Origin of the sequence: uncultured Roseovarius sp. (assembly GCF_913054395.1) — a bacterium.
Classification (GTDB): domain Bacteria; phylum Pseudomonadota; class Alphaproteobacteria; order Rhodobacterales; family Rhodobacteraceae; genus Roseovarius.
In genome coordinates this window covers 1-11,006 of record NZ_CAJXIP010000114.1, presented here as the reverse complement: position 1 = coordinate 11,006, position 11,006 = coordinate 1, and the positions used below count along the sequence as shown (strand labels likewise).

Sequence of the window (11,006 nt, the reverse complement as noted above, 5' to 3'; positions counted from 1 at the left end):
GCCGGTTTTGGTATCGGCGATTGCCTCGTTGATCTGATCGAGCCGCCAGTGTCCCGAGATCAATTCGTCGAGTTTCAGGCGGCCCTGTTGGTAGAGGTCGACCATCCAGGGGATATCCCGGCGGATCACAACCTCGCCGGCAAAGGAGCCGATCATCGACTGGCCTGCGGCGGCGAAGCTTACGGCCTCGTAGGATGAGCGCGCGCCGCTATGGGGCATGCCGACCATGATCATCCTGCCGCCCCCCGCGAGGTAGCGCGGCGCCACGTCATAGGCAGAGGCCGCGCCGACGGTGACAAGGACCACGTCGGCACCTCGGCCCAATGCGGCCTTGGCGGCGCGCCAGGGTTTGTCGCCGGTGGCAAGCACGCCGTCGGTGGCGCCGAATTCGCGCGCGGCCTCTAGTTTTTCGGCGCTCATGTCGACCGCCACGATGCGCCGGGCCCCGGCGATGCGTGCGCCCTGGATCGCGTTGAGGCCGACGCCGCCGGCACCGATCACCACAACGTCCTGACCGGCGCGCAGGCCTGCGGCGTTGACCACGGCCCCGACCCCGGTGATGACGCCGCAGGCCAGCAGGGAGGCCGAGGCCATGTCGATCCCGCGAGGCAGTTTCACGATCTGGCTTTGATCGACCACCACCTTTTCGGCGAAGGCGCCACAGGCCATGGCCTGGTGCAGGGTGCCGCCTGCGGTGGTGCTGAGCGGTCCGTGATCGCCGTCATAGCGGGTTTCGCAGCCCGTCGGACGCCCCGAGCCGCAGCTTGGGCAGGAGCCGCAGGAGCGGATCAGGGTCACAACCACCGGATCGCCGGGGGCAAATCCGGTAACGCCCTCGCCGATGGCGCTTATGTGGCCAGCGGCCTCATGGCCGTAGACGGCAGGCAGGGTCCCGCCCCAGCCGCCCTCGGCATAGGAAATGTCGGAATGGCAGACGGCCACGGCATCAAGGTCGACCTGCACCTCGCCCGCCTCGGGCGCGCGCAGTTCGACATCCTCGATCACCAGCGGGGCGCCGAAGGCGTGACAGACGGCGGCTTTGATGGTTGGCATGGTCGCCCTCCTAGATGCGTTTGGGGAAGGTGACCCGGATTCGCGCGCCGTCGCAAGGGGCGATTGCCGGTTGCGCGTCAGATATGGCCGGTGGCGCGCAGGAACTCGCAAAGGTGACCGGCGTAGGCCTCTGGCTGATCGACCGGGGGTACATGGCCGGCGCGGCGGATAAGCTGAAACTGCGAACCGGGGATGAGATCGACGGTTTCGCGCACCAGATCGGGCGGGGTAGAGCCATCCTCGGAGCCGGCAATGCCGAGCGTCGGCAGGCGCAGCCCCGAGGTGGGCGTATAGAAATCCGTGCCCGAAATTGCCGAGGCACAGCCGATATAGCCCTCCGGGTCATGCCGCGCCAAAAGGTCAAGCCAGGGCAGGTGCCTGTTTTCCTTGATAAACGCGCGGGTGAACCAGCGTTCGCAAGAGGTGCGGGCAAGCTCTGCCATATCGCCCGCGCGGGCGCTGGCGATGCGGCTGGCCCAGATCTCGGGGGTGGCGATTTTGGCGGCGGTATTGGACAGCACCATGGCGCGGACAAGATCGGGGCGTTTGACCGCCAGCCCCTGCGCGACCATTCCACCGACCGAGAGGCCAACGAACATCACCTCGCGCAGCCCGAGGTGATCCAGAAGCCGTTCGGCGTCGCGCACCAGCGTGCCCATCGAATAGGGCGCTGGCGGACAGGACGACAGGCCATGTCCGCGCGCGTCATAGCGGATCACCCGCAGCCCGTCTGGCAGATGCGCCATGATCGCGTCCCAGAGAACCGTGCCGGTGCCAAGCGCATGGGCAAGGACAAGCGGCGCGCCATCCTGCGGACCCTCGTCAAGATAATGAAGCCTTATGTCGTCAAAATCCGCAAACGCCATGGCCAACCCTCAGGCAAACCGGGTGAGGGCGGTCTGGAATACCTCGGCATCGACATTGCCGCCGGAAATGGTGGCAAACACCGCGTCACCCTCGATCTGATCGGCGTGAAACAGCGCGGCGGCAAGCGCCGCGGCGCCACCGGGTTCCGCCACGACCTTGAGGCGCGACCAGGCAAGTGCCATGGCCTGAAGGCATTGATCATCGGTGACCACAAGGCCTGGGCCGCAAAGCCGCGCCATGATCGGAAAGGTTATCTCGCCGGGTTGCGGCGTGACGATGGCATCGCACAGACTCCCGGACATTCTGGCGTTGCGTTCGATCCGGCCGCTGGCAAGCGAGCGGGTGACATCGTCAAAGCCTTGCGGTTCACAGGGGCGCGCGCGCAGGCCCGGCGCATCGGCCTCGAGCGCAAGCGCAATGCCCGAGGTCAGCCCGCCACCGCCGCAGCACACCAGGACATCCGCCTGCGTCACGCCAAGCGCGGCGGCGTCTTCGGCGATCTCAAGCCCGGTGGTGCCTTGTCCGGCGATCACCTGCGGCTCGTCATAGGGTCTGATCAGCGTCAGGCCGCGTTCATCCGCAAGCCGCTCGCCGATGGCATCGCGATCCTCGGCAGCGCGATCATAGAGGACCACTTCGGCCCCGAGCGCGCGGGTGTTGTCGATCTTCATGCGTGGCGAATCGCCTGGCATGATGATCACTGCTGGCACGCCATGTTCGCGCGCCGCCAAAGCGACGCCCTGGGCATGGTTGCCGCTTGAGAACGCGATCACCCCCTGCGCGCGGGCCGTGGGATCAAGGGCCGAAACCGCAGAGCGCGCGCCGCGATACTTGAAGCTGCCGGTGTGTTGCAGGCACTCGGGTTTCACGAACACCCGGCGTCCGGCGATCTCGTCCAGAAACGGTGAGGACAACAGAGGCGTGCGCCGGGCATGCCCCTTGAGGCGGGCGGCGGCCGAGCGGATCATGGTGATATCGGTCATGCGGTTTGCTCCAGCAGGGAGTGAATGGCGGCAAGTGCCGGGTCTTCGTCGAGAAAGGGTACATGGCCGCGATCCGGCACCACGGCGGCAATCAGGCCGGGGTGGTGCTCTTGCATCCGGGCCAGCGTCGCGGCCGACAGAAGATCGGAATTCGCGCCTTTGATCACGGCAAGGGGGATGTCTTTCAGGGCGTCGAACAACAGCCAGAGATCGGCGGCCTCGCCGGTGCCCGCCTGTCCGGTCAGCGCATCGCGCAGCTTGGCATCATAGCGCAGCCCAAGCCCGCCGCCGGGCTTTTCTTGAAACATGAACCCGGCCTGTTGGCGCCAGCGCTCAATGCTTACGCCGGGAAAGTCGGGGCCGTGCACATGGGCAAGCGCAAGGGCGGCACTGTCGAGGTCAGGCAGGTTTGGTTCCTTGCCGACATAATCCATGATCCGCTCAAGCCCCTTTGCATCCACATCCGGCCCAATATCGTTAAGCACCACTGCCCGCAGGCGCGCGGGATGCCCATAGGCAAGCGCCATGGCAATAAGCCCGCCGCGCGAGGTGCCAATCAGGGTGACCTGATCAAGGCCAAGGTGATCCAGTAATTCGAGCGCATCCTGGCCTTCGCGCAGGATGTTGTAATTGGTGAAATCCGGGTCGTATCCGGATTTCCCGCGGCCTCGGTAATCCATACAGATCAGTCGGTTATCGCCAAGGAGCGGCGCCATAAAGGTAAAGTCGTCACTATTGCGCGTGAGGCCGGCCAGGCAGAGGACGGGGCGGCCCTTTCCGGTATCGGTGTAATAAATCTCCAACCCGTCGGAGGTGGTGAATGTCGCCATCACGCGCGCGCCAGCGCCGGAATTCCGGTCAGGTCGCTGAGCACGGTTTCGGGGCTGGCCGGAAGCCTGTCCATCGGATCGCCCGCGCGATTGACCCAGGCGGTGGCAAAGCCATATCCCGCCGCCGCGCTGGCATCCCAGCCGTTTGAGGACACGAACAGAACCTCTTCGGGGGCGCAGCCAAAGCGCGCTCCGACCAGGTCATAGACCACGCGTGCGGGCTTGAAGATGCCGACGCTTTCGACCGAAAGCACATCGTCCAGAACATCTCCGATGCCTGCCGATTTGACCGCCCCGTCAAGCATGTCCGGCGCGCCGTTGGACAGGATTGCGGTGTTCAGCCCGGCGTCTTTCAGGGCATGCAGCATGGCGGGCACTTCCGGATAGGCCTCAAGCTCCCAGTAAAGCTGCAACAGCCGCTCGCGCAGGTCGGCGTCGCCCTCAAGGCCTTCGGATTCCATCGCCCAATCAAGCCCGTCCTGCGTGACCTGCCAGAACCCGGTATGCGTGCCCATCACCGCGCGCAGCCAGGTATATTGCAGCTGTTTGAGGCGCCATTTCTCGGCAATCGCGGGCCAGTGGCGGGCAAAGGTCTCGCGGCCCGGTTCGCGGGCGGCGTTGCGGGCGGCGGCGGCGACGTCGAAAAGCGTGCCGTACGCGTCGAAAACACAGGTTGTGATGGGCATGGGGTCTCCGGGGTATGGGGCGCGTCAGGGGCAGGGCCCGGCGCGGTTATCAATGGCTCGTGCGCAGAGTGGCACGGATTTTCAGGGGTGGAAAGACCCCGCAGGATAACGCCGACGTGAGGACGGACCGTGCGGTGGGGGATCGGTTTGCAAATCAGGGCAGGGGCCGTTAGAATCCACTCATCAGCGGAAGCACCCGCGCGAGATGCGCGGCCTTTCAAACTCATCCCCATCATGATTGGATATTATATGACGCAAGTTAAAGCCGGCGATACCGTGAGCATTCACTACACAGGCACGCTGGCCGACGGCAGCACGTTTGACAGTAGTGAAGGCCGTGATCCGCTGGAATTCGCGGTTGGCTCGGGACAGATCATTCCGGGGCTTGATGCCGCAATGCCGGGGATGGCCGTGGGCGACAAGAAAACTGTCGAAGTGCCCGCCGACCAGGCCTATGGCCACCCTGACCCCAATGCCCAACAGGCCGTGCCGCGCGCTGAAATTCCGGCGGATATCCCGCTTGATCTGGGCACGCAGCTTCAGGTGCAGACGCCCCAGGGGCAGGTGATGCCGGTGACCGTGGTCGAAGTGACCGAAGAACAGGTCGTGCTGGATGCCAACCACCCGCTGGCGGGCAAGGACCTGACCTTTGCGATCGAGCTTGTCGCGATCAAGTGAGCCCCGCCATTGACGATGTGATGTGACGCGCGCTGTGGAATACCCGCGGCGCGCGTTGCCGTTTTCCCCTAGGCGATGTCAAGCAGAACGGCCCCTGCGCGACCCGGAGTCATCACCGCGTCATGTGCGGCGGCGCAGTCGCTTAGCGGATAACGCGCATGAATGGCGGGTGTCAGGCTGCCATTGGCCAAGGCGCCGTGCAGCCGTGTGATGGCGGCCTGCCGGGCTGGGCCGTCGAGGATGTAGATCAGCGTGATATCAAGCGTGATCGCCTTGAACAGATAGGCCCCGAACGGCAGCACGGGCGTCATGTTGCGCCCCGATCCATAGGCGGCGATGGTGGCATTGGGGGCCATCACCTCGCCAAGCAATGCCGCGTTTTCACCGAACTCGACCTCGATCGCGCGGTCGACGCCTGCGCCACCCGTGACCTCAAGGATCCGCGCCGCGAGGTCTGGGTCGGCGTAGTCGAACACGTGATCCGCTCCGGCGGCCTTGACCCGTGCCATTGCACCGCCTGAACAGGTCGCGATCACCCGTGCCGCTGCGCCATGCGCCAGTTGCACCGCATTATGCCCCACTGCCCCGGCCCCGCCCGAAATCAACAGCGTCTGCCCGGCCACATCGCCGCCGCCAAACACCGTATGCGCCGCCGTCAGGCCGGGGATGCCAAGCGTTGCGCCGATCTCCATGCTGACGTCCTCGGGCAGGGGAACCGCCTGTGGTTCTGGCAGGGCGATATACTCGGCGGCGGTGCCATGGCTGCGCTGCCACTGGCCGTTCCAGATCCAGACCCGCTGGCCGATGCGCGCGCGCGCGATGCCTTCGCCAACCGCTTCAATCACGCCGGCCCCATCCGAATGGGGAATGATTCGATCAAAGGCGGGCTTGGTCACACCGGGGCGGGCGCCCGCGCGAGCCTTGGCATCCGAGGGGTTCACGCCCGAGACATGAAGCCGCACCAGAACCTCGCCGGGGCCGGGGCTCGGGGTGTCGATCTCGATCAGTTCAAGAACATCGCTGGCCTTGCCGAAAGCGGAATAGGAAATTGCGCGCATCTGTGATCTGCCTTTTTGCTAAAGCGATGGGCCTGCGCCTGGCATTGGCCCGAAAGGCCCGGAGGCCGGGGGTTGCAGTGATCTGTTCGGTGAGGGGATCATGGCCCGAGGATGGGGAGCACCGTCAACGTTGCGCAGGGATTTTGCCCGAAAATGTCGCTACGCCGATCAGATGATGCCGGGTGCGCGGGCGGTCACTTCCGGCGCAGGCGGATCACGACGTCGACCGAGGCAATCTCGGCGCCCTCAGGCGCATCGGGCACCTGCGTGATCTTGAGTTGATCGGCGGGCGCATCCGATAGCGTGCCGGTGTCTTCCCAGTAAAAATGCGGATGATCGTGGGTGTTGGTGTCAAAATAACTTTTTGAACCATCGACCGTGACCTCTTGCACAAGCCCGACGTCGCAAAATGCCCGAAGCGTGTTGTAGACGGTCGCGAGGGATACGCTTTCGCCCATGTCCTGCACATTGGCAAACAGGCTTTCGGCAGTCACGTGGCGGTGCTGTCCATCGCCCACCAGCAACGTGGCAAGGGCGACACGCTGGCGTGTCGGGCGAAGCCCGGCCCCCGAAAGCCATTGGGTTGCTATGGTCGTCGCTTGCGTTGTCATTGGTGCGTATTCCCCGTGTTAGACTGTAATATAGAGGTGGGGCGGGTCCGATTTCAAATAAAAATCACGAAGATTTCCTTGGGCCGCAGTGATGGCGCAGGCTTGCATGCGCCTTTTGCCCGGTGATAGAGGGTTTGATAACACAGGGTTTAGCAATAAAGGGGGCCGCCTGAATGGCCGAGTATCCTAGCAGCTTCGATCGCGACGATTTGCTGAAATGCGCGCGCGGGGAATTGTTCGGCGAGGGAAATGCACAATTGCCCGAACCGCCAATGCTGATGATGGACCGGATCACCGAAATTTCGGGCGATGGCGGCGCGCATGGCAAGGGCCATGTTGTCGCCGAATTCGACATCAACCCCGATCTCTGGTTCTTCAAATGTCATTTCCCCGGCAATCCGATCATGCCCGGCTGTCTCGGGCTTGATGGACTCTGGCAACTGACCGGATTCAATCTTGGCTGGCGCGGCTGGCAAGGGCGCGGTTATGCGCTTGGCGTGGGGGAGGTCAAATTGACCGGCATGGTGCGCCCGGATCGCAAGATGCTGACCTATTACGTGGATTTTACAAAAGCAGTGCAAAGCCGTCGCCTGACGATGGGGGTTGCCGACGGCCGGGTTGAGGCCGATGGTGAGGTCATCTATCAGGTCCGTGACATGAAGGTTGCATTGTCGGAAAACTGAGCCTCGCGAAATAAGGAGTACGCAAATGCGTCGAGTTGTGGTGACTGGTCTGGGAGTTGTCTCCAGTATCGGGAACAACGCCGAAGAGGTACTGGCCTCTCTCAAAGAGGGCAAGTCAGGGATTACCGCCAATGCGGCGATGGCCGAACACGGCTTTCGCAGCCAGATCGCGGGTGCGGTGAATATCGACCCGAGCGAGCATATCGACAAGCGTACACTGCGCTTCATGGGGCCGGGAGCGGCCTATGCCCATATCGCCATGCAACAGGCGATTGCCGACAGCGGGCTTGAGGAAAGCGATATCGTAAACCCGCGCACCGGCCTTGTGGCCGGGTCCGGCGGGCCGTCGACAAGCGCGATGCTTCAGGCGCATCAGACCGTTTTGAGCACAGGCGCCACCAAGCGGATCGGGCCCTTTGCCGTGCCCAAATGCATGTGCTCGACGATTTCGGCCAACCTGAGCACGGCGTTCAAGATCAAGGGGATCAACTATTCGATCACCTCGGCCTGTTCGACCAGCCTGCATTGCATCGGCAATGCCGCCGAACAGATCATGATGGGCAAGCAGGACATCATGTTCGCGGGCGGTGGTGAGGAACTGGACTGGACGCTGTCCTGTCTGTTCGATGCTATGGGCGCGATGAGCAGCAAGTATAACGACACCCCCGAGAAGGCCAGCCGCGCGTTTGACGCGGGGCGTGACGGGTTTGTCATTTCCGGCGGCGGCGGCATTCTTGTGCTTGAAGAGCTGGATCATGCTGTCGCGCGCGGTGCAAAGATCTATGCCGAGGTGACCGGTTATGCTGCCACCAGCGATGGGCACGACATGGTTGCGCCCTCCGGCGAGGGTGGCGAACGCGCCATGCGGCTTGCGCTTGGCCAGCTGCCCGAGGGACGCAAGGTTGGCTATATCAATGACCACGGCACCAGCACGCCGGTCGGCGATGTCGGCGAAGTCGAGGCCGTGCGCCGCGTCTTTGGCGAGGGCGCAACCCCGCCGATCAGCTCGACGAAATCCATGACCGGCCACAGTCAGGGCGCCACGGGGGCGCAAGAGGCGGTCTATTGCCTGCTCGCATTGCAGCATGATTTCATCATTCCCTCGATCAATGTCGAAACGCTTGATCCCGCGCTTGCCCCGGCGGAAATCGCCACGAAGCGGGTGGACAACGCCGGGCTTGATACGGTCATGACGAACAGTTTCGGCTTTGGCGGCACCAATGGCTCGATGCTTCTGAGCAAATATCACGGATGACACGCAGATGAATGATTCACTCAAGGGCAAGCGCGGCCTTGTCATAGGGGTCGCCAATGACCGCTCGATCGCCTGGGGCATTGCAAAGGCGATGGCCGAAGCGGGGGCAGAGCTTGCCTTTTCCTATCAGGGCGAGGCTTTTGCCAAGCGGGTTGAACCGCTGGCGGCCTCGGTCGGATCGGGTATTCTGCTGGATATGGATGTCACCAGCGATGCCTCGCTCGATGCCGCCTTCGAAACCTTGGCGGCGCGTTGGCCGACAATTGATTTCGTGGTGCATGCCGTGGCCTATTCCGACAAATCCGAATTGACGGGGCGGTTCCTGAACACCAGCCGTCAGAATTTCAAGCATTCGATGGATATTTCGGCCTATTCCCTGATCGAGGTGGCGCGCCGCGCCTATCCGATGATGAAGGACGCTGGCGGCACGATCCTGACGCTGAGCTATCAGGGCTCGAACCGGGTTGTGCCCAATTACAACGTGATGGGGGTCGCCAAGGCGGCGCTTGAGGCGGCGACGCGCTATCTGGCCAATGACCTTGGCCCCGATGGTATTCGTGTCAACGCCATCAGTCCCGGCCCGATGAAAACCCTGGCCGGTGCGGCGATTGGCGGCGCGCGCAAGACCTTCAAGCATACCGAGCAGAACGCGCCCCTGCGCGCCAATGCCACGCTTGAGGCGATTGGCGGCACGGCGGTCTATCTTGCGTCGGATGCGGGGGCCTGCACTACCGGCGAGATCATCCGCGTCGATGGCGGCTATCACGTGCTTGGCATGCCGCAGGCCGAAAGCCTCTGATCCCCGGATCAGACCGGATTTGGCCTAAAAATCGCCATCATGCGGTGATACGACCATCGCATGATGAAACAACGCTATAGCACCCCCCAACGAGAAGAACGCTATGCGGCCCGCGCCGCGCGGGCCCGTTTTTGGGCCTGGCCGGTCCGGATCGTGCTTTTCGGCTTTGTCGGCGCGGCAATCTGGCAGGAACCGGCCTTGTCGCCCAGGGGGCATGCCATTCTGAAGGATGTCGCGGCGCGCGTCGGCGAACGCCTGGAAGAGTCAGAGATGGCGCAGTCCTATCTTACCGCCCTGGCCGGCGAGTCGGAGAATACGCCGGACAACTAGGGGCGCCCCTCTCTGACGTATTGATTTCACATGTTCGCGGGCACCGGTCCCGTGCGACATGCCCTAGAACCATTGCCCCGGTTCCATCAATCCCAGATCCAGAAGTTGCCGCGAATGCCATTCAAAGGGAATGGAATTGTGCCATTTGAAGGTCTGGATATCAAAGGTCGAACCGGGATTGCTCTTGAGTGCCTTGGCGGTGCGAAACGACACCACCGCACTTGTCAGGTTATGATGCCAGGGGCAGGCATAGGTATTGTATTCCTCGTCACTGAAGGTGTGATCGTCGCGCAGGCGCAAATCCGGCTTGGCCCGGAATAGCGCGATGCGGTCGATCTTGCGGCGCTTGACCGGGATATGTTCTTCATAGCGCCAGCGCAGACCGCCGAAGAAATCAAGCTGGCGTTCCTTGGGGTGGTTGTGATTGTCCGGATCGGGCCGCGCGAGGGCGTAATAGCCGGATTTGTCCATATGCGCCTGTTCCAGAGAGACCGCATTGGTGTGGCTGTCAAGATCACCGGCGTAAAGGTCGATCACATAGCACAGCATCGCATCGCGCCGCTCTTCGGCGTGAAACGTCAGCATCTCGCCCACCGTGCGGGTCTCACAGAAGGGATAGAACAGGTATTCGCCGTTGTAACAGTAATACATCCAAAGCCCCGGCGCGGCGGCGATCACTGCGTTGACGGCCTCAAAAAGGCTGTCGCCGCCCGCAAGGTCATAGGCGATGCGATGGACATGTTCCGAGGCGGCCACATCCGGCGCCAGGTCAAAGCTTTCGGGCAGGAAGGCCAGCACCGATTTGAAACCCGAATCAAGATGGTGGCGCAGGGTCGAATTAAGCTCGGCCTCGTCTTCGGCGAAGATCATCGCAACGGGACCCTTGGCAAGGGCCGTGCCGGGGTTGGCAAGAAAGTCGGGGAGGCGCGGTGAAGGCATGCTTTGCTCGGTCCTTTTGGCGCCAGAATCGGCCAAACGCACACGCATTGCAAGTGCCCCTGAAAGTGATGTAGTCAGACCCCCTGAAACCATGGCAGGAGCCGGGCATATGGCCGATGTGAAGAAACTCTTTATCAAGACCTATGGCTGTCAGATGAACGTCTATGACAGCGAGCGTATGGCCGAGGCCATGGGCGGGGCAGGGTATGTCGAAACCCAAACCCCCGAAGACGC

General features: G+C 62.9%; 14 protein-coding genes. 6 read left to right on the top strand and 8 right to left on the bottom strand.

The annotated features are described in order from the left end of the window. From QZ522_RS14235 to QZ522_RS14215, 5 genes are all read right to left on the bottom strand, one after another. A partial coding sequence (locus QZ522_RS14235; protein WP_294612870.1) for a zinc-binding dehydrogenase occupies window positions 1-1,053 on the bottom strand: 1,053 nt, incomplete at its 3' end. Between the two features lie 77 nt (window positions 1,054-1,130). Beyond that, on the bottom strand, window positions 1,131-1,919 hold the full coding sequence (pcaD, locus tag QZ522_RS14230; RefSeq protein WP_294612867.1) for a 3-oxoadipate enol-lactonase: 789 nt from the start codon (window positions 1,917-1,919) through the stop codon (window positions 1,131-1,133). Between the two features lie 9 nt (window positions 1,920-1,928). Continuing rightward, window positions 1,929-2,903 (bottom strand): threonine/serine dehydratase, encoded by a 975-nt coding sequence (locus QZ522_RS14225; RefSeq protein WP_294612864.1) that lies wholly within the window; start codon window positions 2,901-2,903, stop codon window positions 1,929-1,931. Then, on the bottom strand, window positions 2,900-3,733 hold the full coding sequence (locus tag QZ522_RS14220) for an alpha/beta hydrolase (protein WP_294612861.1): 834 nt from the start codon (window positions 3,731-3,733) through the stop codon (window positions 2,900-2,902). The genes QZ522_RS14225 and QZ522_RS14220 overlap by 4 nt, the downstream gene beginning before the upstream one ends. After that, window positions 3,733-4,419: a haloacid dehalogenase type II gene (locus QZ522_RS14215; protein WP_294612858.1), complete on the bottom strand. Its 687-nt coding sequence runs from the start codon at window positions 4,417-4,419 to the stop codon at window positions 3,733-3,735. Before QZ522_RS14215 ends, QZ522_RS14220 begins: the two co-directional genes overlap by 1 nt. 249 nt (window positions 4,420-4,668) lie before the next feature. On the opposite strand from QZ522_RS14215, the gene QZ522_RS14210 reads away from it, so the two are divergent. Further along, window positions 4,669-5,097 carry a peptidylprolyl isomerase gene (locus QZ522_RS14210; RefSeq protein ID WP_294612855.1) on the top strand — a complete coding sequence of 143 codons (429 nt, stop codon included), beginning with the start codon at window positions 4,669-4,671 and terminating at the stop codon, window positions 5,095-5,097. Between the two features lie 68 nt (window positions 5,098-5,165). On the opposite strand, the gene QZ522_RS14205 is transcribed toward QZ522_RS14210, so the two are convergent. Both QZ522_RS14205 and irrA read right to left on the bottom strand, forming a co-directional pair. After that, a complete protein-coding gene (locus QZ522_RS14205) occupies window positions 5,166-6,155 on the bottom strand; it encodes an NADPH:quinone reductase (RefSeq protein WP_294612852.1) in 990 nt (329 codons plus the stop codon). 194 nt (window positions 6,156-6,349) lie between these two features. Then, the gene (irrA, locus tag QZ522_RS14200; RefSeq protein WP_294612849.1) at window positions 6,350-6,766 is read right to left on the bottom strand and encodes an iron response transcriptional regulator IrrA; all 417 of its coding nucleotides are present in this window, start codon (window positions 6,764-6,766) and stop codon (window positions 6,350-6,352) included. Window positions 6,767-6,939: 173 nt separating this feature from the next. On the opposite strand from irrA, the gene fabA reads away from it, so the two are divergent. From fabA to QZ522_RS14180, 4 genes are all read left to right on the top strand, one after another. Beyond that, window positions 6,940-7,449, top strand: a complete 510-nt coding sequence (gene fabA, locus QZ522_RS14195; RefSeq protein ID WP_294612846.1) for a bifunctional 3-hydroxydecanoyl-ACP dehydratase/trans-2-decenoyl-ACP isomerase — start codon at window positions 6,940-6,942, stop codon at window positions 7,447-7,449. Between the two features lie 25 nt (window positions 7,450-7,474). Further along, a complete protein-coding gene (gene fabB / locus QZ522_RS14190) occupies window positions 7,475-8,704 on the top strand; it encodes a beta-ketoacyl-ACP synthase I (RefSeq protein ID WP_294612843.1) in 1,230 nt (409 codons plus the stop codon). A 7-nt stretch (window positions 8,705-8,711) separates the two neighbouring features. Then, entirely contained in the window at window positions 8,712-9,503 is a 792-nt protein-coding gene (locus tag QZ522_RS14185) for an enoyl-ACP reductase (protein WP_294612839.1), read from the top strand. Between the two features lie 63 nt (window positions 9,504-9,566). Next, complete coding sequence (locus tag QZ522_RS14180) at window positions 9,567-9,833, top strand: hypothetical protein (RefSeq protein ID WP_294612836.1); 267 nt, start codon at window positions 9,567-9,569, stop codon at window positions 9,831-9,833. Window positions 9,834-9,896: 63 nt separating this feature from the next. Here QZ522_RS14180 and QZ522_RS14175 read toward each other — a convergent pair whose 3' ends face one another. Next, window positions 9,897-10,772 (bottom strand): glycosyltransferase family 2 protein, encoded by an 876-nt coding sequence (locus QZ522_RS14175; protein ID WP_294612830.1) that lies wholly within the window; start codon window positions 10,770-10,772, stop codon window positions 9,897-9,899. A 109-nt stretch (window positions 10,773-10,881) separates the two neighbouring features. On the opposite strand from QZ522_RS14175, the gene QZ522_RS14170 reads away from it, so the two are divergent. Further along, window positions 10,882-11,006 (top strand): hypothetical protein (locus tag QZ522_RS14170; protein WP_294612873.1); only part of this gene is annotated, 125 nt, incomplete at its 3' end.

Bases quoted from the DNA above. Each gene is read 5' to 3' on its own strand.
- pcaD (WP_294612867.1), bottom strand. From the start codon at position 1,919: ATGGCGTTTGCGGATTTTGACGACATAAGGCTTCATTATCTTGACGAG.
- QZ522_RS14225 (WP_294612864.1), bottom strand. From the start codon at position 2,903: ATGACCGATATCACCATGATCCGCTCGGCCGCCGCCCGCCTCAAGGGG.
- QZ522_RS14220 (WP_294612861.1), bottom strand. From the start codon at position 3,733: ATGGCGACATTCACCACCTCCGACGGGTTGGAGATTTATTACACCGAT.
- QZ522_RS14215 (WP_294612858.1), bottom strand. From the start codon at position 4,419: ATGCCCATCACAACCTGTGTTTTCGACGCGTACGGCACGCTTTTCGAC.
- QZ522_RS14210 (WP_294612855.1), top strand. From the start codon at position 4,669: ATGACGCAAGTTAAAGCCGGCGATACCGTGAGCATTCACTACACAGGC.
- QZ522_RS14205 (WP_294612852.1), bottom strand. From the start codon at position 6,155: ATGCGCGCAATTTCCTATTCCGCTTTCGGCAAGGCCAGCGATGTTCTT.
- irrA (WP_294612849.1), bottom strand. From the start codon at position 6,766: ATGACAACGCAAGCGACGACCATAGCAACCCAATGGCTTTCGGGGGCC.
- fabA (WP_294612846.1), top strand. From the start codon at position 6,940: ATGGCCGAGTATCCTAGCAGCTTCGATCGCGACGATTTGCTGAAATGC.
- fabB (WP_294612843.1), top strand. From the start codon at position 7,475: ATGCGTCGAGTTGTGGTGACTGGTCTGGGAGTTGTCTCCAGTATCGGG.
- QZ522_RS14185 (WP_294612839.1), top strand. From the start codon at position 8,712: ATGAATGATTCACTCAAGGGCAAGCGCGGCCTTGTCATAGGGGTCGCC.
- QZ522_RS14180 (WP_294612836.1), top strand. From the start codon at position 9,567: ATGAAACAACGCTATAGCACCCCCCAACGAGAAGAACGCTATGCGGCC.
- QZ522_RS14175 (WP_294612830.1), bottom strand. From the start codon at position 10,772: ATGCCTTCACCGCGCCTCCCCGACTTTCTTGCCAACCCCGGCACGGCC.